Annotated in this window: 21 protein-coding genes and 1 tRNA gene; 12 read left to right on the forward strand and 10 right to left on the reverse strand. The window is 56.3% G+C overall.

Annotated features, from left to right (window positions below):
* The first annotated feature begins 196 nt into the window (after positions 1-196).
* The 6 genes from ACOTX1_RS01300 (at position 197) to mgtE (ending at position 7540) form a co-directional block, all read left to right on the forward strand.
* On the forward strand, positions 197-1291 hold the full coding sequence (locus ACOTX1_RS01300) for a porin OmpC (protein WP_003859401.1): 1095 nt from the start codon (positions 197-199) through the stop codon (positions 1289-1291).
* Positions 1292-1405: 114 nt separating this feature from the next.
* Positions 1406-2461 (forward strand): FAD:protein FMN transferase ApbE, encoded by a 1056-nt coding sequence (gene apbE, locus ACOTX1_RS01305; protein WP_023314564.1) that lies wholly within the window; start codon positions 1406-1408, stop codon positions 2459-2461.
* Positions 2462-2533: 72 nt separating this feature from the next.
* Positions 2534-3592 carry a bifunctional DNA-binding transcriptional regulator/O6-methylguanine-DNA methyltransferase Ada gene (ada, locus tag ACOTX1_RS01310; RefSeq protein ID WP_023314563.1) on the forward strand — a complete coding sequence of 353 codons (1059 nt, stop codon included), beginning with the start codon at positions 2534-2536 and terminating at the stop codon, positions 3590-3592.
* On the forward strand, positions 3592-4242 hold the full coding sequence (gene alkB, locus ACOTX1_RS01315; protein WP_023314562.1) for a DNA oxidative demethylase AlkB: 651 nt from the start codon (positions 3592-3594) through the stop codon (positions 4240-4242). Before ada ends, alkB begins: the two co-directional genes overlap by 1 nt.
* 76 nt (positions 4243-4318) lie before the next feature.
* Positions 4319-5962: a multidrug ABC transporter permease/ATP-binding protein gene (locus ACOTX1_RS01320; RefSeq protein ID WP_003859392.1), complete on the forward strand. Its 1644-nt coding sequence runs from the start codon at positions 4319-4321 to the stop codon at positions 5960-5962.
* A 141-nt stretch (positions 5963-6103) separates the two neighbouring features.
* Positions 6104-7540 carry a magnesium transporter gene (gene mgtE, locus ACOTX1_RS01325; RefSeq protein ID WP_006811337.1) on the forward strand — a complete coding sequence of 479 codons (1437 nt, stop codon included), beginning with the start codon at positions 6104-6106 and terminating at the stop codon, positions 7538-7540.
* Here mgtE and ACOTX1_RS01330 read toward each other — a convergent pair.
* Positions 7503-8798, reverse strand: coding sequence for a SulP family inorganic anion transporter (locus tag ACOTX1_RS01330; RefSeq protein WP_032610259.1), 1296 nt, complete (start codon positions 8796-8798; stop codon positions 7503-7505). The two genes, mgtE and ACOTX1_RS01330, sit on opposite strands and share 38 nt — an antisense overlap.
* Before the next feature lie 187 nt (positions 8799-8985).
* Between ACOTX1_RS01330 and mqo the strand changes: the two genes are divergently transcribed.
* Positions 8986-10635, forward strand: coding sequence for a malate dehydrogenase (quinone) (mqo, locus tag ACOTX1_RS01335; RefSeq protein WP_032634212.1), 1650 nt, complete (start codon positions 8986-8988; stop codon positions 10633-10635).
* A 134-nt stretch (positions 10636-10769) separates the two neighbouring features.
* Here mqo and eco read toward each other — a convergent pair whose 3' ends face one another.
* Positions 10770-11279 carry a serine protease inhibitor ecotin gene (eco, locus tag ACOTX1_RS01340; RefSeq protein ID WP_032609713.1) on the reverse strand — a complete coding sequence of 170 codons (510 nt, stop codon included), beginning with the start codon at positions 11277-11279 and terminating at the stop codon, positions 10770-10772.
* Positions 11280-11481: 202 nt separating this feature from the next.
* On the opposite strand from eco, the gene ACOTX1_RS01345 reads away from it, so the two are divergent.
* The gene (locus ACOTX1_RS01345) at positions 11482-11742 is read left to right on the forward strand and encodes a DUF2534 family protein (protein WP_006811332.1); all 261 of its coding nucleotides are present in this window, start codon (positions 11482-11484) and stop codon (positions 11740-11742) included.
* A 66-nt stretch (positions 11743-11808) separates the two neighbouring features.
* Here ACOTX1_RS01345 and ACOTX1_RS01350 read toward each other — a convergent pair.
* The 3 genes from ACOTX1_RS01350 to ACOTX1_RS01360 all read right to left on the reverse strand — a co-directional run bounded on the left by ACOTX1_RS01350 (position 11809) and on the right by ACOTX1_RS01360 (position 13966).
* Positions 11809-11885 (reverse strand) — tRNA-Pro (locus ACOTX1_RS01350).
* 73 nt (positions 11886-11958) lie between these two features.
* Positions 11959-13719: an LPS biosynthesis-modulating metalloenzyme YejM gene (gene yejM, locus ACOTX1_RS01355; RefSeq protein ID WP_003859380.1), complete on the reverse strand. Its 1761-nt coding sequence runs from the start codon at positions 13717-13719 to the stop codon at positions 11959-11961.
* Positions 13720-13738: 19 nt separating this feature from the next.
* Positions 13739-13966, reverse strand: a complete 228-nt coding sequence (locus ACOTX1_RS01360; protein WP_001135586.1) for a YejL family protein — start codon at positions 13964-13966, stop codon at positions 13739-13741.
* A gap of 134 nt (positions 13967-14100) precedes the next feature.
* Between ACOTX1_RS01360 and yejK the strand changes: the two genes are divergently transcribed.
* The gene (yejK, locus tag ACOTX1_RS01365) at positions 14101-15108 is read left to right on the forward strand and encodes a nucleoid-associated protein YejK (protein ID WP_017383403.1); all 1008 of its coding nucleotides are present in this window, start codon (positions 14101-14103) and stop codon (positions 15106-15108) included.
* Positions 15109-15159: 51 nt separating this feature from the next.
* Here the strand turns inward: yejK and rplY are convergent, their stop codons facing one another.
* Together rplY and ACOTX1_RS01375 are read right to left on the reverse strand one after the other, a co-directional pair.
* Positions 15160-15444 (reverse strand): 50S ribosomal protein L25, encoded by a 285-nt coding sequence (gene rplY / locus ACOTX1_RS01370; protein WP_003859376.1) that lies wholly within the window; start codon positions 15442-15444, stop codon positions 15160-15162.
* A 125-nt stretch (positions 15445-15569) separates the two neighbouring features.
* Entirely contained in the window at positions 15570-17330 is a 1761-nt protein-coding gene (locus ACOTX1_RS01375; RefSeq protein WP_023314558.1) for a DEAD/DEAH box helicase, read from the reverse strand.
* A gap of 151 nt (positions 17331-17481) precedes the next feature.
* Between ACOTX1_RS01375 and rsuA the strand changes: the two genes are divergently transcribed.
* From rsuA to ACOTX1_RS01390, 3 genes are all read left to right on the forward strand, one after another.
* The gene (gene rsuA / locus ACOTX1_RS01380; protein WP_023314557.1) at positions 17482-18189 is read left to right on the forward strand and encodes a 16S rRNA pseudouridine(516) synthase RsuA; all 708 of its coding nucleotides are present in this window, start codon (positions 17482-17484) and stop codon (positions 18187-18189) included.
* Between the two features lie 15 nt (positions 18190-18204).
* The gene (locus ACOTX1_RS01385; protein ID WP_003859373.1) at positions 18205-19404 is read left to right on the forward strand and encodes a Bcr/CflA family multidrug efflux MFS transporter; all 1200 of its coding nucleotides are present in this window, start codon (positions 18205-18207) and stop codon (positions 19402-19404) included.
* 276 nt (positions 19405-19680) lie between these two features.
* Positions 19681-20025, forward strand: coding sequence for a YejG family protein (locus tag ACOTX1_RS01390; RefSeq protein WP_003859372.1), 345 nt, complete (start codon positions 19681-19683; stop codon positions 20023-20025).
* Between the two features lie 3 nt (positions 20026-20028).
* Here ACOTX1_RS01390 and yejF read toward each other — a convergent pair whose 3' ends face one another.
* Genes yejF through ACOTX1_RS01405 form a run of 3 tightly spaced genes read right to left on the reverse strand, consistent with a single transcriptional unit; the run spans position 20029 to position 23739 of the window.
* Positions 20029-21618 (reverse strand): microcin C ABC transporter ATP-binding protein YejF, encoded by a 1590-nt coding sequence (gene yejF, locus ACOTX1_RS01395; RefSeq protein ID WP_023314556.1) that lies wholly within the window; start codon positions 21616-21618, stop codon positions 20029-20031.
* A gap of 1 nt (position 21619) precedes the next feature.
* Entirely contained in the window at positions 21620-22645 is a 1026-nt protein-coding gene (locus ACOTX1_RS01400; protein WP_023314555.1) for an ABC transporter permease, read from the reverse strand.
* Complete coding sequence (locus ACOTX1_RS01405; protein WP_003859369.1) at positions 22645-23739, reverse strand: microcin C ABC transporter permease YejB; 1095 nt, start codon at positions 23737-23739, stop codon at positions 22645-22647. Before ACOTX1_RS01405 ends, ACOTX1_RS01400 begins: the two co-directional genes overlap by 1 nt.
* Between the last annotated feature and the right edge of the window lie 8 nt (positions 23740-23747).

Genomic DNA, 23747 nt, shown 5'->3' on the forward strand with positions numbered 1-23747 from the left:
TAATGCTCTGTAAAAGTTCCTCCAAATTTACAAATTGAAACATCTTGATGGCAAAGCGAAACATCTTCAAAGTTTTCGTATCATATTCCTGTTGGATTATTCTGCATTTTTGAGGAGAATGAACTTGCCGACTGGTTAAGAGGGTTGACCAGTAAGCAGTGGTAAATAATAAGGCATATAACAGAGGGTTAATAAAATGAAAGTTAAAGTACTGTCCCTCCTGGTACCAGCTCTGCTGGTGGCAGGCGCAGCAAATGCGGCTGAAATTTATAACAAAGACGGCAACAAATTAGATCTGTACGGTAAAGTGGATGGCCTGCACTATTTCTCTGATGACGACAGTGCAGACGGCGACCAGACCTACATGCGTCTGGGCTTCAAAGGCGAAACTCAGGTTAACGACCAGCTGACCGGTTACGGCCAGTGGGAATACCAGATCCAGGGTAACTCTGGTGAGAACGAAAACAACTCATGGACGCGTGTGGCGTTCGCAGGTCTGAAATTCGCTGATGCGGGTTCATTCGACTATGGTCGTAACTACGGCGTTGTTTACGATGTAACTTCCTGGACCGACGTTCTGCCGGAATTCGGCGGCGATACCTACGGTTCTGACAACTTCATGCAGCAGCGTGGTAACGGCTTCGCGACCTACCGTAACCAGGACTTCTTCGGTCTGGTTGATGGTCTGAACTTCGCGTTGCAGTACCAGGGTAAAAACGGCAGCGCAAGCGGCGAAGGCCAGACCAACAACGGTCGTGAGGCACTGCGTCAGAACGGTGATGGCTACGGCGGCTCTCTGACCTATGATCTGGGCGAAGGCTTCGCTATCGGTACGGCAGTCACCAGTTCTAAACGTACTGCTGACCAGAACGCTGCGGGCTACTACGGTGAAGGCGATCGCGCAGAGACCTACACTGGTGGTCTGAAATATGACGCGAACAACATCTACCTGGCTGCACAGTATACTCAGACTTACAACGCGACCCGTGCGGGCGACCTGGGCTGGGCTAACAAAGCGCAGAACTTCGAAGTGGTTGCGCAGTATCAGTTCGACTTCGGTCTGCGTCCATCCGTGGCATACCTGCAATCTAAAGGTAAGGACCTGGAAAACGGCTACGGCGACCAGGATCTGCTGAAATATGTTGATGTTGGCGCGACTTACTACTTCAACAAAAACATGTCCACCTACGTTGATTACAAAATCAACCTGGTTGATGAGAACGACTTCACTCGCGCAGCAGGTATCGGTACTGACGATATCGTCGCGCTGGGTCTGGTTTACCAGTTCTAATTGCTCATACAGCGACAAAGGGGCCAACAGGCCCCTTTTTTCATGCTTTTTTAGGGTCTTACAAATACGCTGTTTTAGTGTACTCTTGCCGCCCTGGCATGAGGATAATAACCAATGGATATGACTTTTTTACGCGCCAGCGTTCTGGCGACTTTTTTACTCCTGACCGCGTGTGACTCTTCCACACAGCCCGCAAAAATCGACGTACCCGCCGCGACGGTGCTGGAAGGGAAAACCATGGGGACCTTCTGGCGCGTCAGCGTGATGGATATTGATAAATCCCGCGCTGAAGAATTACGCGGTAAAATTCAGGCGCAGCTGGATGCCGACGATCAGCTACTCTCTACCTATAAAAATGACTCAGCGCTGATGCGTTTCAATCGCTCCAGCAGCACCTCGCTGTGGCCGGTGAGCGAAGCAATGGCCGATATCGTCACGGAAGCCATGCGCGTGGGCTACAAAACCAACGGCGCAATGGATGTGACCGTGGGGCCGCTGGTGAACCTGTGGGGATTTGGCCCCAACAAGCAGCCGGTGACTACACCCGATCAAGCCGCCATCGACGACGCCCGCGCGCGTACAGGGTTACAGCATCTGGCGGTGATCTCCCAGTATGGTCAGCAATACCTGCAAAAAGATATTCCCGACCTGTTTGTGGATCTCTCCACGGTAGGCGAGGGGTATGCTGCGGATCATCTCGCGGCCCTGATGGCGCAGGAAGGCATTCCGCGTTATCTGGTTTCCGTCGGGGGCGCGCTCGTCAGCCGGGGCATGAACGCCAGCGGCAGGCCGTGGCGAGTGGCCATCCAAAAACCAACCGATCAGCAAAACGCGGTGCAGGCGATTGTCGACATCAACGGGCATGGTATCAGCACCTCCGGAAGCTACCGCAACTATTACGAGCTGGATGGCAAACGTATCTCGCACGTGATTGATCCGCAAACCGGACGCCCGATTACCCATAACCTGGTGTCCGTGACGGTGATAGCCCCAACCGCGCTGGAGGCGGATGCCTGGGATACCGGATTGATGGTGCTCGGCACGGAGAAGGCCAAAGAGGTGGTGCGTCAGGAAGGGCTGGCCGTCTATATGATCACTAAAGAGGCTGACGGATTTAAAACCTGGAGTTCGCCGCAGTTCAACAGCTTCCTGGTGAGCGAAAAAAATTAAAAAGCAAGGTTGCGGGTTTTTGTTCGGTGGCGTTCAGGCAAGCTGAGCGTATGCTTGTAAGAGGAGCCGATAATGAAAAACACAACCTATCTTACCGATGAGGATCGCTGGCAGGCCGTACTGGCCCGCGATCCGCGTGCGGATAACCAGTTTGTCTTTGCCGTGCAGACGACCGGCATTTATTGTCGTCCGTCCTGCCGCGCCCGCCACGCGCTGCGTAAAAATGTCTGCTTTTATCCTGATGCTCACCAGGCCGCGCAGGCGGGTTTCCGCCCCTGTAAGCGCTGTAGGCCGGACCAGGGCGACCCTATGGCGCAGAAAAAGGCCAACATTGCGCTGGCCTGTCGACTGCTTGAACAGGATGCCGCGCTGAACCTGGAGGCACTGGCGCAGCAGGTTGCCATGAGTCCGTTCCATTTCCACCGCTTGTTTAAATCCGTCACCGGCATGACGCCGAAAGCATGGCAGCAGGCCGCGCGTGAACAACGCCTGCGCAGCCTGCTTGCACAGGGCGGTAAAATCACCGACGCCGTACTGGCCGCTGGCTTTCCGGACGGCAGCAGTTACTACCGTAAAGCCAACGGCGCGCTGGGCATGACGGCAAAACAGTACCGCAACGGAGAGGCTGCGGTCCGCTATGCCATCAGTGACTGCTCGCTAGGCCGCTGTCTGGTGGCGGAAAGCGAGCGCGGGATCTGCGCAATACTGCTGGGTGATGACGACGCCGGGCTGACGGCTGAGCTGCTGTCACTGTTTCCGCTTGCCGTCCGTGAACCGATAGAAGGCGCATTTGCCGGGCGTGTACGTCAGGTGATTGCCTCTGTCGACAGCCGCACGACGCCGCTGACGCTGCCGCTGGATATCCGGGGTACCGCCTTCCAGCAGCAGGTCTGGCAGGCGCTGCGGGCTATCCCCTGCGGAGAAACGGCAAGCTATCAGCAGGTGGCAAAGGCCATTGGTAAACCCAATGCCGTACGTGCCGTGGCGGGGGCCTGCGGTGCCAACAAACTGGCGATAGTCATCCCCTGTCACCGCGTGGTGCGTAACGACGGTGCGCTGTCGGGTTATCGCTGGGGCGCAGCGCGTAAGGTGCTATTGTTGAAACGTGAGGCGAACAACCCGGAGGAATAATGCTCGATCTTTTTGCTGATGCTGAACCCTGGCAGGAGTCGCTCGCGCCGGGGGCGACGATCCTGAGACGCTTCACGCTTTCCCGCGCGGCGGCGCTGTTCGACGGCATTAAAGCCGTCACCACCCGTTCGCCGTTTCGCCATATGGTTACGCCAGGCGGGTATACCATGTCCGTGGCGATGACCAACTGCGGCGAACTGGGATGGGCGACGAATGAGCGGGGCTATGTATATGCCGCGTACGATCCGCTGACGGATCAGCCGTGGCCGCCGATGCCGGAGGCGTTTCAGGCGCTGTGTCATGATGCCGCCGTGGCGGCCGGCTATCCTGATTTTCGACCCGATGCCTGTCTTATTAACCGCTATGCCGTTGGGGCAAAGCTCTCCTTGCATCAGGATAAGGACGAGCCGGACCTGCGCGCGCCGATTGTCTCGGTATCCCTTGGGCTGCCCGCTGTCTTTCAGTTTGGCGGCCTGCGGCGCAACGACCCGCTCAAACGGCTGATGCTGGAGCATGGCGATGTGGTGGTCTGGGGCGGTGAATCACGGCTTTTTTATCACGGTATTCAGCCGCTTAAACCAGGCGATCACCCGGTGGCGGGGGAGTTTCGCTACAACCTCACGTTCCGCCAGGCAGCGTACAGAGAATAAAAATAAGAATTATTCTTGATGTGTGTGAAAGGCAGTTTACACTGCTGGCTGATTTTTCTTGTCCGGATTGCTCTGCATGCAACTACTTCTTCTTGTCTGGCGGCAGTATCGCTGGCCTTTTATCGCGGTGATGGCGTTAAGCCTTGCCAGCGCGGCGCTGGGGATCGGCCTGATTGCCTTCATTAACGTGCGTTTGATCGAAATGGTCGACACGTCACTCTCCGTCCTGCCGGAATTTTTGGGTTTACTGCTGCTGCTGATGGCAGTCACGCTCGGGTCACAGCTGGCGCTGACCGCGCTCGGCCACCACTTCGTTTTCCGTCTGCGCAGTGAGTTCATCAAACGGATCCTTGATACTCAAGTGGAGCGCATCGAACAGCTGGGAAGTGCTTCTCTGCTGGCGGGGCTGACCAGCGATGTGCGCGCCATTACCATCGCCTTTGTGCGCCTGCCGGAGCTGGTGCAGGGGATCATCCTGACCTTTGGCTCGGCAGCCTATCTCGCCTGGCTCTCCAGCAAAATGCTGGCGGTAACGGCGCTGTGGATTGTTATTACCATCTGGGGCGGGTTCCTGCTGGTATCACGCGTCTATAAGCACATGGCGGTGCTGCGCGAAACGGAAGACAAGCTCTATAACGATTACCAGACGGTGCTGGAAGGGCGTAAAGAGCTGACGCTGAACCGCGAGCGCGCCGAACATATCTTCAACCATCTCTATATCCCGGATGCGCACGAATATCGTCATCACATTATTCGCGCCGATACGTTCCACCTGAGCGCCGTGAACTGGTCCAACATCATGATGCTGGGCGCGATTGGGCTGGTGTTCTGGATGGCGAACAGCCTGGGGTGGGCGGATACCAACGTGGCGGCAACCTACTCCCTGACGCTGCTGTTTTTACGCACGCCGCTGCTGTCGGCCGTTGGCGCACTGCCGACGCTGCTGAGCGCACAGGTGGCCTTCAACAAGCTGAAGAAGTTCGACCTTGCGCCGTTTAAGGCTGAGTTCCCGCGCCCGCAGGCCTTCCCGAACTGGCAAACGCTGGAGCTGCGTAACGTTACCTTCCGCTATCAGGATAACGCCTTCTCAGTGGGGCCGATCAACCTGACCATTCACCGCGGCGAACTGCTGTTCCTGATCGGCGGTAACGGCAGCGGCAAATCCACGCTGGCGATGCTGCTGACGGGCCTCTACCAGCCGCAGTCGGGTGAAATTTTGCTGGATGGTAAAGCGCTGAGCGCGGAGAAACCGGAGGACTACCGCAAGCTCTTCTCGGCGGTATTTACCGACGTCTGGCTGTTCGACCGGCTGCTGGGACCGGAAGGGCAGCAGGCGGATCCGGCGCTGGTGGAGAAGTGGCTTGCGCACCTGCAAATGTCGCACAAGCTGGAGCTACAGGATGGCAAAATCCTGAATCTCAAGCTGTCGAAAGGGCAGAAGAAGCGCGTGGCGCTGCTGCTGGCGCTGGCCGAAGAGCGCGACATCATCCTTCTGGATGAATGGGCCGCCGATCAGGACCCGCACTTCCGTCGCGAGTTTTATCAGGTCCTGCTGCCGCTGATGCAGGCGATGGGAAAAACCATTTTTGCCATCAGCCATGACGATCACTACTTCATTCACGCCGACCGTCTGCTGGAGATGCGCGACGGCAAGCTGAGCGAGCTGACCGGCGATGAGCGCGATGCGGCGTCACGGGACGCGGTGGCGCGTACGGCCTGATTGCAATTGTGCCGGGTGAACCCCGGCACACTAATTTTTTCATATATGCCGTTTTTTTCTCCATCCCGACCCGCCGTTTATTCTTATTTACATATCCCCGCGCTATGCTTAACGCCAACTCATTTAATGGATTTATGATTGATGTCGGTATTAAAGAAAAACAGCGCCAGGCAGCGTGACCAGGAGCGTGCGCGGCTCATCTGGCTCCTGACGACCGATAAAGCGGTCACGTCAACGTTATTGGGTAAGCTAACCCTGGCTGAGCAATATGATGTCGGCACGCTGGCCGACGATATTGCTGAGGTAGGTGCGCTGGTTGCACATTTACCACCTCCGGATCTGGCGGACACCCTGGAGGCATTGCCTTCCGAGGAGCGCCACGCCCTGTGGCGGCTGGTGCAGGATCACGAGCGCGGTCAGGTGCTGCTGGAAGCCTCGGAAAACGTCTGGGATGACCTTATCGATGAGATGAGCGACCGGGACATTCTTGACGCACTGCAAACGCTGGATATCGATGAGCAGATTTACCTCGTTCAGCATCTTCCGCGCAACCTGACCGGACGCCTGCTGGCTTCCCTGCCTGCCGAAGAGCGGGCGCGCGTGCGTCAGGTGATGCACTACGAGAAAAACAGCGTCGGCGCGATCATGGAGTTTGGCGTCATCACCGTGCGTCCGGACGTCACCCTGGGTACGGTGCAGCGCTATCTTCGTCGCCTGGGCAGTATGCCGGACAACACCGATAAACTGTTCGTCACCTCGCGGGATAAAACCCTGCTCGGGGAGCTGGAGCTGAAAACGATCCTGCTGAACAGCACCCAGCAGCGGGTGAGTGAGGTCATGGAAACCGAGCCGATGGTCTTCTCGCCGGAAGACGATGCCGAAAAAGCGGCGCGTACTTTCGAACGTGATGACCTGGTGAGCGCGGCGGTGGTGGATTCGGTGGGCAAGCTGATGGGGCGTCTGACCATCGATGAGATCGTTGACGTGGTCTATGAAGAGACCGATAACGACCTGCGTGCCCTTGGCGGGATCAGTGCCGAAGACGATGTTCATGCCTCCGTCGGCAAGGCCGTCAAAACCCGCTGGGCGTGGCTCGCCATCAATTTATGCACCGCGTTCGTGGCGTCCCGCGTTATTGACGGCTTCGAACATACCATTTCCCAGCTGGTGGCCCTGGCGTCGCTGATGCCGATTGTGGCGGGGATCGGCGGGAACACCGGCAACCAGACTATCACCATGATCGTTCGCGCCCTGGCGCTGGAAAACATTCAGCCGGGTAATTTTTCGTGGCTGATTTTCAGGGAGATGGGCGTCGCGCTGATTAACGGCCTGGTCTGGGGCGGCATCATGGGCGGCATTACCTGGTGGCTGTACGATGATATGGCGCTGGGCGGGGTCATGATGCTGGCGATGGTGCTGAACCTGCTGGTGGCGGCGATGATGGGCGTGATTATCCCATTGACGATGACCCGGCTGGGGCGCGACCCCGCGGTGGGGTCGAGCGTGATGATCACCGCCATTACCGATACCGGCGGTTTCTTTATTTTTCTTGGACTGGCGACGATTTTTCTTCTGTAGCCAGTGCTTTTTGCTTAAGTCGGGCAGGGAGGATGAACATCATCACAATCCCGCCCAGCACGCCAATCGCCAGGTTGCCGGTGTAAACCGTTGCCACAACCGTCACCAGCATCACGACGGTTTCAGCCACCGGCGCGTTTTTCAGCGTTCCGGGCTGAACGCTATGCCAGCTAAAGGTCTTGACGGCCACAATGGCCATAATACCCGCCAGTACCGCCATCGGGATTTTGGCCATCACCTCGCTGAGCGCCGTAACCAGCACCAGCAGTACGATACCCGCCGCAAGGGTGGAGATACGGCTTCTGCCTTTCCCCATCTCCACGTTTACGATGGTCTGCCCAATCATCGCGCAGCCCGCAATGCCACCGTAGAACCCGGCCATAATATTCCCCACGCCCAGACCGATGCTCTCGCGACGCTTACTGGAGGGGGTCGCGGTCAGTTCATCCACCAGTTTTGCCGTCAGCAAGGATTCCAGCAGGCCAACGAAAGCGATACTTAGCGCGCACGGCCAGATAATGCTCAGGGTTTCCAGATTGAGCGGCACCAGCAGTTGCGTAAAGCCCGGCAAACCGCCGCTCATGGAGCCTTCATCCCCTACCGTCGGCAGAATTTGCCCGCTGGTGACGGTGAACAAAGTCAGCAGCACAATGGCAATCAGCGGGGAGGGCACGCTTTTGATATAGCGTGGCACCCACAGCACAATCAGCAGCGTCAGCACGAACAGGCCCACAATCAGCGGGCTTCGGCTCCAGAAATGGGGCACCTGGGCAAAGAAAATCAAGATGCCAAGGGCGTTAACAAACCCGGTCATCACCGACTGGGGAATAAAGCGCATCAGCCGCGCCATACCCAGCGCGCCGAACAGGATCTGAATCATGCCTGCCATCACCACCGCGGGCAGAATGTACTGTACGCCGTGTTGATGGACCATCGGGCCAATCACCAGCGCGACGGAACCTGCCGCCGCCGTCACCATGGCCGGACGCCCGCCGAGCAGGGAAAGGGCGAAACAGAGCACCACGGAGGCGATAAGACTCACTTTCGGATCCACGCCCGCGACCACGGAAAACGAAATCACTTCCGGGATCAGCGCCAGCGCGGTAATCACACCGGCCAGGGTTTCGCGCATCAGACGGTGAGGCGAACGTAAAACAGTGGCGACATGGCCTTCTTGAGGTACAGACGAGTGGGGTAATGACATAACAATTCGCTGGTAGGGGCAGGCTTCCGTGCGCGCGATCACAAAGTGCAGCATCATAGCCAGGAAAATCGTCTGGTGCCAGCCTGTCTGCCAAAACCCTACAAACAATCCATCATTAAATTTCACAATTACAATAATTTCGTAACCTTTAAACAATATTTAAAAGTTGCTACCGTGCCACCGCAGCGTGTTTCACCTGTAATTTCCACGCATCAAGCACTATTCAACTAAGGCATAAATGATGAAAAAAATGACTGCCGTGCTCTTTTCTCTGGCCGTGGGGCTGAACGCCGTCTCGCTGGCGGCGAAGGCTGACGCACCAAAAGAGCAGGAAACGGATGTCCTTTTAATTGGTGGCGGCATCATGAGCGCCACGCTGGGAACGTATCTTCAGGAATTAGAGCCGAACTGGTCCATGACCATGGTCGAGCGCCTCGATGGCGTGGCACAGGAAAGCTCTAACGGCTGGAACAACGCCGGGACGGGGCACTCGGCACTCATGGAACTGAACTATACGCCGCAGAAAAAGGACGGTTCCATTAGTATCGAGAAGGCGGTAGAGATCAACGAAGCGTTCCAGATCTCACGTCAGTTCTGGTCTCACCAGGTGAACAGCGGTGTGTTGCACAATCCGCACTCCTTCATCAACACCGTACCGCACATGAGCTTTGTGTGGGGCGATCAAAACGTCAACTTCCTGCGCGCGCGCTACGCTGCCCTACAACAGAGCACGCTTTTCCGCGGGATGAAATACTCTGAAGATCACGCTCAAATCAAAGAGTGGGCGCCGCTGGTCATGGAAGGCCGCGATCCGAACCAGAAAGTGGCGGCGACCCGCACTGAAATTGGTACTGACGTTAACTACGGTGAAATCACCCGTCAGCTGGTGTCCTCTCTGAAGAAAAAAGAGAACTTTAACCTGCAACTCAGCTCCGAAGTGCGTGGTTTCAAGCGCAATGCGGATAACAGCTGGAGCGTGACCGTTGCCGATCTGAAAAACAACGAAGCCGAGCATGTGATTAAGGCCAAGTTCGTGTTTATCGGTGCGGGCGGCGCGGCGCTGAAACTGTTGCAGGAGTCCGGTATTCCGGAAGCGGACGACTACGCCGGCTTCCCGGTTGGCGGCCAGTTCCTTGTGTCGGAAAACCCGGAAGTGGTTAACCGTCATCTGGCGAAAGTGTACGGTCAGGCCTCTGTGGGCGCACCACCGATGTCCGTTCCGCATATCGACACCCGCATGCTGGACGGTAAGCGTGTAGTGCTGTTCGGGCCGTTCGCCACATTCTCCACCAAGTTCCTGAAAAACGGTTCCCTGTGGGATCTGTTGAGCGCGACCACAACGTCAAACGTCAAGCCAATGATGGACGTGGGGCTGGATAACTTCGATCTGGTGAAATACCTGATTAGCCAGGTGATGCTCTCTGATGAAGAACGCTTCGAGGCGCTGAAAGAGTACTATCCGCAGGCGAAGAAAGAAGACTGGCGTCTGTGGCAGGCAGGTCAGCGTGTGCAGATCATCAAACGCGATCCGAAAGAGGGCGGCGTGTTGCGTCTGGGTACCGAAGTGGTAAGCGATAAGGATGGCACCATTGCCGCGCTGCTGGGGGCATCTCCGGGGGCGTCTACCGCTGCGCCAATCATGCTGCACCTGATGGAAAAAGTGTTTAAGGACAAAGTATCCAGCCCGGAATGGCAGGCGAAGCTGAAAACCATTATTCCATCCTACGGTACGAAGCTGAACGGTAACGTTGAGGCCACGGAACAAGAGCTGGAATACACCAGCCGCGTTCTGCAACTGCAATACGTCAAACCGCAGGCTGCGGATGCTGCGCCAAAGGCAGAGCTGAAGCCTCAGGCGGAAAGCAAGCCGGTAGCGGATATCGCGCTGTAAGATAAACGCAAAACGGTAACATCCGTTACCGTTTCTAGTGTTTTCTCCCTCTCCCTGTGGGAGAGGGTTGGGGTGAGGGTGCCAGAACGCACCCTTTCCAGGTCGGGTAAGCGTGAGCGCCACCCGACTTATTTTTAACGAACTACCGCTTGTCCTACCGTCTCATCCGCCTTCCATACGCGATATTTCACATCCACGTTTTCCGGCGTATATACGACGATCGGCAGCTTGCTGTTATAGCGCAGCAGACTGTTATCGCCCAGATACGCGGTAATAAATTTCTTCTCTTTCTTGCCGTCCGGGCACGCCATCATGGTGGAGACTGGCGAGGTTACTTTGTCGAAGACATAGTAGTCATAGCCCCAGCCTTCCAGCGTTTTGCTTTCCAGCTGGCCGCCCAGACGATGCTGGTTGCAGTCCACTTCCAGCGTCTGGCCGATTAACAGCTCAACTTTGAAATTTGCTTCATCCTGCTGAGCCGGGAGCTGAATAACCTGGCGCTTCATCCCTTTGTCCGCTTGCGGATACGGAGCAACTTTTTCCAGCGGCTGCTCTTTCTGGGTTTCGCTGGCGAAAGCACTGCTGCTGGCGCACGCAGCGGCGATGAGGGCGATGGCAAATTTAGGTGCGTTTTTCACTGTCATTCCTTTTTGTTAAAACGATCCTGGAAAGACTAACATAATATACGTGAATGGTTGGCGTAATTTACTCACATTTTCATTTTAAACGGAGTAATGCACTGCTTTTGTGTTCTTTTGTTGGTGTTTAATGCTGTAGTGGAGTCGGTGCGGCGATCGTGTTATTTTACGCGTTAATTATTGTTATTTATCTGTAAAGGGAGGAGAGATGGTACGGGAAAAACTGAAGACACCTGAAGGCCGCAAGTTCCTGCTGGCGTTACTGGTTGTGTTTATGATTGCTGCTGCATGCGTGGGGCGAGCAACCATTGTCGGTGTGATTGAGCAGTACAACATCCCGCTCTCTGCCTGGACAACCAGCATGTTTGTCCTGCAATCGGCGATGATCTTTGTTTACAGCCTGGTGTTCACCGTGCTGCTGGCGATTCCGCTGGGGATTTTCTTTCTCGGTGGGCGTGAAAAACACTAAGCATTGCGCATGCGGAGACAGGCAATAAAAAACCAGCCATAAGCGGCTGGTTTTTTTGTGTAGTTTTGGTCGGCACGAGAGGATTTGAACCTCCGACCCCCGACACCCCATGACGGTGCGCTACCAGGCTGCGCTACGTGCCGACGCATAAAAGGAATACTACTCTATTCCTTTTTGAATGCAAGGGGCAAACAACGCTAACTGATTCATAAATAATCAGTTAGCGATAAAGCGCTTCTCGTCTGTCAGCACCTGCAACAGCAAACTGAGCTGCGGTTTCTGGTCTTTCAGCTTCTCACCTTCGAGGCTATACGTCTGGTAATTGCCGTTGCTGTTCAACACCAGGGACAACGTCGGTGTGGTCACCACCAGCGTGTTTCCGCCAGCAGCCGTGACCCAGTTATGACGCCGCGTGGCGCTAAAGAGGTCTTGGCCCTGCGAGTACTCAATTGCCGGTGTGCTGACGTGCAGCAGCCGCTGCATTAACGTGGTCATGACGTCTTTATGGTCGGTCAGCATGTTGATGCGCTGCGCGGGAGTGCCTGGCCAGTGGATCACCAGGGGAACATGCAGGTTCGGACGCGACCACTCCATGCCCTTCGCCTCGTCGCCGAGCGGCACGCCATGCCCCGCCGTGATAATAACGACCGTATTGTCCAGCTTGCCCGCGTCGCGCAGGGCGGTCAGCACGCGGCCGATCTGCGCATCAACATCGCCCGCCGCACGGCTATAGCGGCGCGCGAAGCCTTTCTGATTGCTGTCATCAAGCGTTGTGCCGTTAAACGCAACCCAGGAGAACCAGCGGTTATCTTCCTGCGCATAGCGCTTCAGCCAGTCTATCCACTGGTCAGCGGTCCGATCGTCAGACTGGCTCTGCGCGGCGGGCAGTGAGAAATCAGACAGCAGCGCCTGGCGGTACAGCGAGCTGTTGAAACCATCAGAGGCGAACAGCCCCAGCTGGTAGCCCTGCTGATTAAGCCCGGTAATCAATGCCGCCGGAATACGGGCCGACAGCACGCCGTCCATATAGCTCGGTGAAATACCGTAGAACAGGCCGAAAATACCCGCGTCGGTCGAATTACCGGAGCTCATATGCTGAGTGAATACGATGTTGTTCTCAGCGAATTCAGCCAGCGCTGGCATCTGCTTCTCATAGCGGGAATAGTTCAGGCCATCGACGGTAATCAGCAGCACGTTCTGACCGCGCCCCATGTCGCGATATTTCAGATCGCTCAGGGGATACTGCACGCTGACCGCTTCCGGATTACCCTGTTCGACCAGACGACGCTGATACTCCTGCGCGTCCAGCAGGCCGTGTTTTTCGAGGAAACGACGCGCCGTCATCGGATAGGAGAGCGGCAGGTTTGCGCGCTGCATGGTAATCGGGCGGTAGAAGTTCGCATCTGCCCAGATATACATCAGGTGCGAACCGATAAATGAGGCGAAAAAGAGCGCCGCGACGGGCTTCGCATAATGGCGGCGTCGGGTCAGACTGCGGAGTTTTTGCCAGCTCCACGTGGCGAACAGCATTTCGATCAGCAGGATAATCGGCACGCTGATAAACATCAGCTGCCAGTCGCGCGCGGTCTCGTTCTGATCCGGGTTAATCACCAGCTCCCAGACGACAGGATTCAGGTGCAGGTGGAATCGGGTAAAGACTTCGCTGTCGATCAGCAACAGCGTCATGCCCGCCGTTGCAAGAATGGCAGACAGGAAGCGCATCAGCCGCTGCGACATGACGATAAACGTCAGTGGGAACAGGATCAGCAGATAGGTGGCGAAGACCAGAAAGCTAAAGTGACCCACAAGGCTCATCCACGAGTAGACGCGCCCGGTTAATGTGGTTGGCCAGTCCGCCACAAACAGATAACGGCAGCCGAGCACCATCGCCAACAGAATGTTGAACAGGGCAAACCAGTGCCCCCAGCTGACCATCTGGGAGACTTTTTCACGGTAGCGCTGACGATTCGTCACCATAAACTGTTGTTCGTTTCCCTTAGTGTGCCTGGTCGTCGCTAACGGAGGACTGCAAAGCCTGGGCGAAAGATTTGGCGATCGCCTGACGCTGAGCCGGAGCAACGCTGGTATTGATCAGGTTGGTAACCATATTTCCCAAAACCATCAGGGAGAGATCGGTTGGCGTTTTATGTTTTTCCAGTACGTTGACCAGCTCACTGAGCAGTTGTTCAACGTGTTCGTCACTGTAGCGGGAATGTTGTGGCATAAATCAAAATCAGTTTGTTGAGAGAAGGGCGACATATTACCGTAGCAACAGCTTTTTTTCCCCTTTTTTATCTTCTGTTGCACACATGCGTTGGTGGTGGTTGAATACCGCCCGGTCTAAAAGGAGAGTTTATCATGAGTCTGGAAATCAACCAGATTGCCTTGCACCAGCTTATCAAGCGTGATGAGCAAACCCTTGAAGTGGTGCTGCGCGATTCGTTACTGGAACCAACGCCTACCGTTGTCGAGATGATGGCGGAGTTGCATCGCGTCTACAGCGCGAAAAATAAAGCCTATGGCTTGTTCAGCGAAGAGAGCGAACTGGCGGATAGCCTGCGCCTGCAACGTCAGGGCGAAGAGGATTTCCTGGCATTCAGCCGCGCTGCTACTGGCCGTCTGCGTGACGAACTGGCGAAATATCCCTTCGCCGATGGCGGTATCGTCCTGTTCTGCCACTACCGCTATCTGGCGGTAGAGTATCTGCTGGTCACCGTGCTGAATAACTTAAGCAGTATGCGCGTGAACGAGCAGCTGGATATCAGCTCAACGCACTATCTGGATATCAACCATGCGGATATTGTGGCACGTATCGATTTAACCGAATGGGAAACCAACCCGGAATCAACGCGCTATCTGACCTTCCTTAAAGGCCGCGTGGGCCGCAAAGTGGCCGATTTCTTTATGGACTTCCTCGGCGCCAGCGAAGGGCTGAATGCCAAAGCGCAGAACAAAGGTCTCCTCCAGGCGGTGGATGACTTTACGGCTGAGGCGCAGCTTGATAAATCTGAGCGTCAAAACGTGCGTCAGCAGGTTTACAGCTACTGCAACGAGCAGTTACAGGCCGGGGAAGAGATTGAGCTGGAGTCGCTGTCCAAAGAGCTGGCAGGCGTCAGCGAAGTCAGCTTCCAGGAATTTACCGCGGAAAAAGGCTATGAGCTGGAAGAGAGCTTCCCGGCGGATCGCAGTACGCTGCGTCAGCTGACGAAATTTGCCGGTAGCGGCGGTGGGTTAACCATTAACTTTGATGCCATGCTGCTCGGGGAACGTATCTTCTGGGACCCGGCCACCGACACGCTGACCATTAAAGGCACGCCGCCGAATCTGCGCGACCAGCTTCAGCGTCGCACCTCAGGCGGTAAGTAACAGCCATAAAAAAACCCCGCAAACGCGGGGTTTTTCTCGACAGGTTTGCGATTACGCGCGAACGAAGTCGATGTGAGTCAGTTTTGGCTTGAACGCGTGACGCTGAACAGCCTGAACTTTCACTTTTTCTTCTTTACCGCCAACAACGATGGTCAGAACTTCGCTGTAGAACTCAGCTTTGGTCTGCATGTTCCATACTTTGTCGTGATCCAGTTCAATAGCAACTGGAGCAGCTTCGCCACCGTAAACGATAGCCGGGAACTTGTTTGCGGTACGCAGGCGGCGGCTCGCACCCTTACCCTGCACGTTACGTACTTCTGCTTCGATAGTGAACATTGATTTCTCTCTGTATTTAAAACCCTACTACAGGCGACCCAGCAGCAGGTGAGTGTTCTGCCTCACGGATGTGAAGCGGGCGGCATTTTATACTCAAATGGCTCGCGCATCAACGAAAAGTCCCGTTAACCGCGCAATTCGTTTGCCCGGCGAAAGCGTCCTTCATAGTCAAAGACCTTCTCACGTACCTGCCAGAACTGCCCTTTTTTGCGGGCGACAACAAAATCAGGATGCCGCAGCAACGCCTGCTGGCGCACGATATCGGCAACGGTTAGCCAGCGCAGCGGCACGCCAGGCGTGCGGGTATGCGGGCGGATAAAGAGCTGCTCGAACGCGGTGCGCTGGGCGGACGTCTGGACCCGGAACCGCTCGCTGACGTCTGCGCCATCCTCGTCGTAATAGGTGATTTTTAGCCACTCGCCTTTTTCATCCGCGCCGGGGTGTAAGGCCATGCCGGAACAGCGCAGCACCAGCGCATCCTTTAGTTTCAGCGCTGCTTTCAGCATGTCGTCCGGGTCGACCAGGACCGTGTCGCACTCGCGGCAGCGGCGGGCGGCAATGTCGTTTTCAGCGTTGCACTGCGGGCAGTTTTTGAAGCGGAAGCGGAAATCACACTGTTCGCGATGGCCTTCATCGTCTTCAAACCAGCCCTGACAGCGGCGGCCAAAATGTTCAATCAGCGTGCCGTCGGCGGTGGTTTTCCCCCAGAAGGTGTTGGCAAACCCGCAGGCAGGGCAAAAAACCTGAACGGGAACGTTGTCGCTCTTGCCTTTTGGCGTGCCTACTTCTGGCGAATAGAGATCGTGCGGGTTACCGGCGTAATCAAGGATCAGACAGTCGGTTTTGCCCGGCGCCAGACGCAGCCCGCGGCCAACAATCTGCTGATACAGGCTGACGGATTCCGTCGGGCGAAGAATCGCAATCAGGTCGACGTGCGGGGCGTCAAAGCCGGTGGTTAGTACGGAGACATTCACCAGATAGCGGAACCGCTGAGCTTTGAAGTCCTCGATCAGGCTGTCGCGCTCCGGGCCGGGGGTTTCACCGGTAATTAACGCCGCGTCGTCGGCGGGCAGCAGCCCCGTAATTTCGCGCGCGTGTTCGACAGTGGCAGCAAAAATCATCACCCCTTTGCGCGTTTGTGCGAACTCTTCAATCTGGCTGATGATATGCGGCGTGATCCGCTTCTGTTTTTTCAGCTCATGGTTAAGATCTGCCTCGCTGAACAGCCCGTTGCTCTGCGCCTGTAAGCGGCTGAAATCGTACTGCACGACGGGCATATCCAGCCGCTCCGGCGGCGTCAGGTAGCCGTGCTTGATCATGTAGCGCAGCGGAAGCTCATAGATACAGTCGCGGAACAGGGCCTTTTCATCGCCACGCACCATGCCGTGATAATGAAACTGATAAATCCAGCCCTTGCCCAGACGAAACGGCGTGGCGGTGAGGCCAAGCAGACGGAGGTGAGGATTCACCTTTTTCAGATGAGTGAGGATTTGCTGATACTGGCTGTCGTCGTCATCGCTGATGCGATGACACTCATCGACAATCAGCAGGGAAAACTCGCTGCGAAACAGTTCCAGGTTGCGCGCAACGGATTGTACGCTGCCAAACACCACTTTTCCGTGGCTCTCTTTGCGCTTCAGTCCGGCGGCAAAAATGTCGGCCTCCAGGCCGAGCGCGCAATATTTGGCGTGGTTTTGCGCCACCAGCTCTTTGACGTGCGCCAGCACCAGCACGCGTCCGCGGGCCAGGCGCGCCAGTTCGGCAATCACCAGGCTTTTGCCGGCTCCGGTCGGGAGTACGATGGCGGCGGGCTCCCGATGCTTGCGAAACCAGGCGAGGGTGGCATCAACGGCTTCCTGCTGATAGGGGCGTAATGTGAACGTCATGGCTTCTCTATTCAGTTAACTCGCATATAGTATGCCACGAAACTTTTTCCCTTGAGTGGCGCAACCAGACCATTATACTGAACTGTTTCTGACTGCTTCTTTTTCGGACGCGTAGTCCGACTTCCAGCACCATTAAGGCTAAAAAGATTTCATGCGACTTGATAAGTTTATCGCTCAGCAACTCGGCGTAAGCCGCGCTATTGCCGGGCGTGAAATTCGCGCCAGCCGCGTAACCGTGGACGGCGACATTGTGAAAGACAGCGCTTTTAAACTCCAGCCTGAGCACCAGGTGGAGTATGACGGCAACCCGCTGACCCAGCAGAATGGCCCGCGCTACTTCATGCTCAACAAACCGGAAGGTTACGTCTGTTCAACGGACGATCCGGATCACCCGACGGTGCTCTACTTCCTCGACGAACCTGTGGCGCACAAGCTGCATGCGGCAGGGCGACTGGATATCGATACCACCGGCCTGGTGCTGATGACCGATGACGGCCAGTGGTCGCATCGCATCACCTCCCCGCGCCATCACTGTGAGAAAACCTATCGGGTGACGCTTGAGTCTCCGGTCTCGGATGACACGGCAGAGCAGTTCGCAAAAGGCGTTCAGCTGCATAATGAAAAAGATCTGACCAAACCGGCGGTGCTGGAAATCATCACTCCAACCGACGTGCGCCTGACCATCAGTGAAGGCCGCTATCACCAGGTGAAACGGATGTTTGCCGCCGTGGGCAACCACGTTGTGGGGCTGCATCGTGAACGTATCGGCGCGATTGAACTCGATCCAGACCTGGCGCCAGGGGAATATCGCCCGCTGACGGAAGAAGAGATTGCCAGCGTCGGGCTGCTTTCACGCTAAATTCAGGAGAACCCTGTGACCACCAGGCCACACTCGTCGTTTAAAATCGTATTTATCCTTGGCCTGTTGGCCATGCTGATGCCGCTGTCTATCGATATGTATCTGCCCGCGCTGCCGGTGATTTCCGCGCAGTTTGGCGTACCGGCAGGCAGCGCACAGATGACGCTCAGCACCTACATTCTTGGTTTTGCGCTCGGCCAGCTCTTTTATGGCCCAATGGCAGACAGCCTGGGGCGTAAACCAGTTATTCTGGGGGGGACATTGATATTTGCCGCGGCGGCGGTGGCCTGCGCGCTGGCGCAGAGTATCGATCAGCTGATTGTGATGCGTTTCTTCCATGGCCTGGCGGCGGCTGCGGCAAGCGTGGTAATTAACGCGCTGATGCGCGACGTCTACCCGAAGGAAGAGTTCTCACGCATGATGTCGTTCGTCATGCTGGTCACGACAATTGCGCCGCTGGTCGCCCCCATGGTGGGCGGTGCGGTGCTGGTTTGGTTCAGCTGGCATGCGATTTTCTGGATCCTGGCGATTGCCGCGCTGCTGGCCTCGGTGATGATCTTCGTCTTTATCGATGAAACGCTGCCGGTCGAGCGACGTCAGAAGTTCCACGTTCGCACCACGCTTGGCAACTTTGCCTCGCTGTTTCGCCATAAGCGTGTGCTCAGTTATATGCTTGCCAGCGGCTTCAGCTTTGCCGGAATGTTCTCGTTCCTGAGTGCGGGGCCGTTTGTGTACATCGAACTGAACCATGTGTCACCCCAGCATTTTGGTTACTACTTCGCGCTGAATATTGTGTTCCTGTTTGTGATGACCATTATCAACAGCCGCTTTGTCCGGCGGGTTGGGGCGCTGAATATGTTCCGCGCCGGGCTGTGGATCCAGTTCGTGATGGCTATCTGGCTGGTATTGAGCGCGTTGCTGGGCGTCGGTTTCTGGGCGCTGGTGGTGGGCGTGGCGGCGTTTGTCGGCTGCGTGTCGATGGTTTCATCCAACGCGATGGCGGTGATCCTCGACGAATTCCCGCATATGGCGGGTACCGCCTCGTCGCTGGCAGGAACGTTCCGTTTCGGGATTGGCGCGATAGTCGGGGCGCTGCTCTCGACGGCGACGTTTAATACCGCCTGGCCGATGCTGTGGGCGATTGCCCTCTGCGCGACCTGCTCCATTCTTTTTTATCTTTACGCCAGCCGGCCGCGAAAGACGGCGCATAAATGACCACTTAAGGCCCGATACGGGCCTTTTTGTTGACCCATATCAACCAACCCTACGTTCGTTTACCCTGTGTTTGTTTCTTTTATGTAAAATCTATTTATGTAAAAAGTCACATCATTGTATTTAAAAAGGTTGAGTTAGATCGCAGAAACGGGTACATATAGCGCCGACGCGAGCCTGCAACGCCTATAAAATCCGCTAAACAGTGCAGGTTGTCGATGATGTGTTACTATAAATGTAAATAAATTGTGAAGTAAATTTTCTTCCGGGGATCTGAACGTGAATACATTACAACTCTCCATTGTCCATCGCTTGCCCCAGAGCTATCGCTGGTCGACGGGTTTTGCAGGTTCGAAAGTTGAACCGATTCCGCAAAGCGTTGCCGGGGAGGATAATTGCCTGGTGGCGCTCAAACTGCTCAGCCCGAGCGATGAAAATGCGTGGCCGGTTATGGAACGTCTCAGCCAGGCGCTGACGGACATCGAAGTGGACAGCTCCGTGCTGGAATGCGAAGGTGAGCCGTGCCTGTTTGTTAACAGCCAGGATGAGTTTGCCGCCACCTGTCGTCTGAAAAACTTCGGCGTGGCCATTGCCGAGCCGTTCTCCGGTCAATACCCTTTCTGAGTGCTAGTCAGCGGACAATAGCTGGCGCGTGTAATCCTGCGTCGGCGCGGTGAATACGCGCTGGCACTCTCCCTGCTCCACGACTTCTCCCTGCCGCAATACCACCACCTGATGGCAAAGCGCACGCACCACCTGTAAATCGTGGCTGATAAAGATATAGGCCAGCCGATGCTTTTCCTGTAGCCCCTTCAGCAGCGCCAGAATTTGCGCCTGCACGGTGCGGTCCAGGGAAGAGGTTGGCTCGTCTAGCACGATCAGCTCCGGTTTCAGGATCAGCGCGCGGGCAATCGCTATACGCTGGCGCTGTCCGCCAGAAAACTCAGCCGGATACCGGTGCCGGGTCTCGGGATCTAAACCCACTTCCTCCATCACCCGCTTCACGTCGATTTCACGCTGTTGCGCCGTCATTGTCGGCTGGTGGACGCGCAGGCCCTCTTCAATAATCTGTAATACGCTCAGGCGCGGGTTAAGCGAAGAGTTTGGATCCTGAAATACCACCTGCATCCGCGGGCGGACAGGAAGCATCATCCGGCGATTCAGGTTTTGCAGCGGCATGCCGTCAAAGACAATGCTTCCCTGAGAGGCGATCAGGCGCAGCAGCGCCAGGCCGGTGGTGCTTTTGCCCGAGCCGGATTCGCCCACAAGCCCAAGCGACTCACCCGGACGCAGAGCGAAACTCATGTCTTTCAGGACATGATTGTGATCGACCACGCGACGGAGAATGCCTTTGCGGATCGGGAATGACACCGACAGCCCCTCAACGCTCAGCAACGGCGCGCAGTCAGCGTTAAGCGGAACCGGGTCGCCAGCGGGTTCGCTATCGAGCAGGCGCTGTGTATACGGGTGCTGAGGCGCGCTCAGCAGGGCGGATGCCCGGTTCTGTTCCACGCAGCGGCCGTTTTGCATCACGGCCACCGTGTCAGCAAGCTTTTTCACGATGCTCAGGTTGTGCGTAATGAACAACAGGCTCATGTTCAGCTCGTCGCGAAGCTCGCGCAGCAGTTGCAGAATTTGCGCCTGCACCGTGACGTCCAGCGCGGTGGTGGGTTCATCGGCAATCAGCAGTTCGGGGCGTGTGAGCAGGGCCATTGCGATCATCACGCGCTGGCGCTCGCCGCCGGAAAGCTGGTGCGGGAAATCGTTCAGCCGTTTCGCCGCATGACGAATACCGGTGCGTTCAAGGCAGTCCAGAATTTCACCCCGCGCTGCCTCTTTACGCATTCCCCGATGAAGGGACAGCACTTCATAGAGCTGTTTTTCCAACGTATGCAGAGGGTTGAGCGACACCATCGGCTCCTGAAAAATCATGGCGATCTTATTGCCACGAATGCCGCGCAGGGTTTGCTCGTCAGCGTTCAGCAGCGATTGTCCATGGAACAGAATATCCCCCTGCGGATAGCTGACCGGCGGGGAGGGGAGCAGGCGCAGCACCGAAAGTGCCGAGACGCTTTTACCGGAACCGGATTCCCCGACCAGCGCCAGCGTCTCTCCGCGCTGGATCTGCAACGATAAATCCGTCACTACCGTGCGTGATTCGCCCTGCTTTGAAAACGCAATCGACAGGTTTTCTATGCTCAGAAGAGGCCGGGTCATGTCATACCGCCTTGTTGGGATCGAAGGCATCGCGCACGGCTTCGCCAATAAAAATCAGCAGGGAAAGCAGCACCGCCACGGAGAGGAATGCGGTGATGCCCAGCCAGGGGGCCTGGAGATTGTTTTTGCCCTGCAACAGCAGTTCGCCAAGGGACGGTGAGCCCAGTGGCAAACCGAAACCAAGAAAATCAAGCGACGTCAGGGTGGTAATGGAGCTGCACAAAATAAACGGCAGGAAGGTGAGGGTCGCCACCACCGCATTGGGAAGCATGTGGCGGAAGATAATTGCGCGATCGCTCACGCCTAACGCTTGCGCGGCGCGAATATAGTCGTAATTCCGCGTGCGCAGAAACTCCGCGCGCACCACGCCGACCAGCGCCATCCAGCCGAACAGGACGGTGATCCCGAGCAGCCACCAGAAGCCAGGCTGTACCACACTGGACAGCAGGATAATCAGAAACAGCGTTGGCATACCGGACCAGACTTCAATCACGCGCTGTCCCCATAAATCTATTTTACCCCCGTAATAGCCTTGCACGGCGCCCGCCACAACGCCCATTACGCTGCTAAAGAGCGTCAGCATCAGCCCAAACAGGAGCGAGATGCGGGTGCCATAGAGGATACGCGCCAGCACATCGCCGCCGTTGGCGTCCGTTCCCAGCCAGTTTTGCGCGGAAGGCGGCGAAGGGAAGGGGGTAGACGTGGCGAAGTTAATACTGTTCGCGCCAAAACGAATCGGTGCCCAGATAGCCCAGCCGTGCTGCGCTATCTGCTCACGTAACCAGGGATCCTGGTACTCGGCTGGCGTCGCAAACGGGCCGCCAAAATCGCTTTCGCTATAGGTAGTAAGCACCGGCACGTACCAGCGGTCTTTGAAATGCACCAGCAGGGGTTTATCGTTGGCAATCAGTTCCGAACACATACTTAAGGCGAACAGGACGGCGAAGATCCACAGCGACCAGTAGCCGCGACGGTTGTGGCGAAAGCGCGCCCAGCGGGCCTGATTGACGGGGCTTAAACGCGACATCAGCGGCCCTCAAAATCGATACGGGGATCGACCAGCGTATAGCTGATATCGCTGATGATGTTCAGCAACAGGCCGATCAGGGTGAAAATGTAGAGTGTGCCAAACATCACCGGATAATCACGGGAGACGGTGGCCTCATAGCCCAGCAGCCCTAATCCGTTGAGCGAGAACATCACTTCTATCAGCAACGAGCCGGTAAAAAACATACTGATGAACGTGGCGGGGAAACCTGCAATCACCAGCAGCATGGCGTTACGAAAAACGTGCTTCCACATGATCTGCTTTTCACCGACGCCTTTGGCGCGCGCAGTGACGACGTACTGTTTGCGGATCTCATCAAGAAAGGCGTTTTTGGTCAGCATCGTAAGCGCCGCAAAACCGCCGATGACCGTCGCCAGCACCGGCAGCGTGATGTGCCAGAAGTAATCGGTGATTTTCTGATACCACGGCAGCGTGCTGAAATCCGCGGAGACCAGCCCGCGCAGCGGGAAGAGGTCGAAATAACTGCCGCCTGCGAAAAACACAATCAACAGCACGGCAAACAGAAACGCCGGAATAGCGTAGCCGATGATAATAAACGTACTGCTCCAGATATCGAAACGGCTACCGTTGTAGACCGCTTTCCTTATCCCCAGCGGAATGGAGACCAGATAAATAATCAGCGTCCCCCACAATCCGAGCGTGATGGAAACCGGCAGGCTTTGTTTGATCAGGGTTAACACCGAGGCGCTGCGAAACAGGCTGTCGCCAAAATCGAAACGGACATAATCCCATAGCATCCTGAAATAGCGCTCGTGCAGCGGCTTGTCAAAACCATAGCGATGGGTAATCTCGGCGATCACCTCCGGATCCAGTCCCCGACCGCCCCGGTAGTGGCTTTCGCTGATGTTGCCCACGCCCGTCCGGGCATGGCTGGCCCCCATTCCTTCGCCGCCGCCGCCCGGCATGCCGCCAGCGTGACCAAATTCTATTGCCGCAATCGCCTGGTCCACCGGACCGCCGGGGGCGATCTGGACGATAAAAAAGTTAATGGTAATGATGGCCCACAGCGTCGGGATCACTAACAGCAGCCGGCGGATAAGATAAGCGCCCATCGTCACTC

The organism is Enterobacter cloacae complex sp. IR5401, from assembly GCF_049238425.1.
Taxonomy (GTDB): domain Bacteria; phylum Pseudomonadota; class Gammaproteobacteria; order Enterobacterales; family Enterobacteriaceae; genus Enterobacter; species Enterobacter hormaechei_C.

Excerpts from the sequence above, each read along its gene's own strand:
- ACOTX1_RS01300 (WP_003859401.1), top strand. The coding sequence starts at position 197 with ATGAAAGTTAAAGTACTGTCCCTCCTGGTACCAGCTCTGCTGGTGGCA.
- apbE (WP_023314564.1), top strand. The coding sequence starts at position 1,406 with ATGGATATGACTTTTTTACGCGCCAGCGTTCTGGCGACTTTTTTACTC.
- ada (WP_023314563.1), top strand. The coding sequence starts at position 2,534 with ATGAAAAACACAACCTATCTTACCGATGAGGATCGCTGGCAGGCCGTA.
- alkB (WP_023314562.1), top strand. The coding sequence starts at position 3,592 with ATGCTCGATCTTTTTGCTGATGCTGAACCCTGGCAGGAGTCGCTCGCG.
- ACOTX1_RS01320 (WP_003859392.1), top strand. The coding sequence starts at position 4,319 with ATGCAACTACTTCTTCTTGTCTGGCGGCAGTATCGCTGGCCTTTTATC.
- mgtE (WP_006811337.1), top strand. The coding sequence starts at position 6,104 with ATGTCGGTATTAAAGAAAAACAGCGCCAGGCAGCGTGACCAGGAGCGT.
- ACOTX1_RS01330 (WP_032610259.1), bottom strand. The coding sequence starts at position 8,798 with ATGCTGCACTTTGTGATCGCGCGCACGGAAGCCTGCCCCTACCAGCGA.
- mqo (WP_032634212.1), top strand. The coding sequence starts at position 8,986 with ATGAAAAAAATGACTGCCGTGCTCTTTTCTCTGGCCGTGGGGCTGAAC.
- eco (WP_032609713.1), bottom strand. The coding sequence starts at position 11,279 with ATGACAGTGAAAAACGCACCTAAATTTGCCATCGCCCTCATCGCCGCT.
- ACOTX1_RS01345 (WP_006811332.1), top strand. The coding sequence starts at position 11,482 with ATGGTACGGGAAAAACTGAAGACACCTGAAGGCCGCAAGTTCCTGCTG.
- yejM (WP_003859380.1), bottom strand. The coding sequence starts at position 13,719 with ATGGTGACGAATCGTCAGCGCTACCGTGAAAAAGTCTCCCAGATGGTC.
- ACOTX1_RS01360 (WP_001135586.1), bottom strand. The coding sequence starts at position 13,966 with ATGCCACAACATTCCCGCTACAGTGACGAACACGTTGAACAACTGCTC.
- yejK (WP_017383403.1), top strand. The coding sequence starts at position 14,101 with ATGAGTCTGGAAATCAACCAGATTGCCTTGCACCAGCTTATCAAGCGT.
- rplY (WP_003859376.1), bottom strand. The coding sequence starts at position 15,444 with ATGTTCACTATCGAAGCAGAAGTACGTAACGTGCAGGGTAAGGGTGCG.
- ACOTX1_RS01375 (WP_023314558.1), bottom strand. The coding sequence starts at position 17,330 with ATGACGTTCACATTACGCCCCTATCAGCAGGAAGCCGTTGATGCCACC.
- rsuA (WP_023314557.1), top strand. The coding sequence starts at position 17,482 with ATGCGACTTGATAAGTTTATCGCTCAGCAACTCGGCGTAAGCCGCGCT.
- yejF (WP_023314556.1), bottom strand. The coding sequence starts at position 21,618 with ATGACCCGGCCTCTTCTGAGCATAGAAAACCTGTCGATTGCGTTTTCA.
- ACOTX1_RS01400 (WP_023314555.1), bottom strand. The coding sequence starts at position 22,645 with ATGTCGCGTTTAAGCCCCGTCAATCAGGCCCGCTGGGCGCGCTTTCGC.
- ACOTX1_RS01405 (WP_003859369.1), bottom strand. The coding sequence starts at position 23,739 with ATGGGCGCTTATCTTATCCGCCGGCTGCTGTTAGTGATCCCGACGCTG.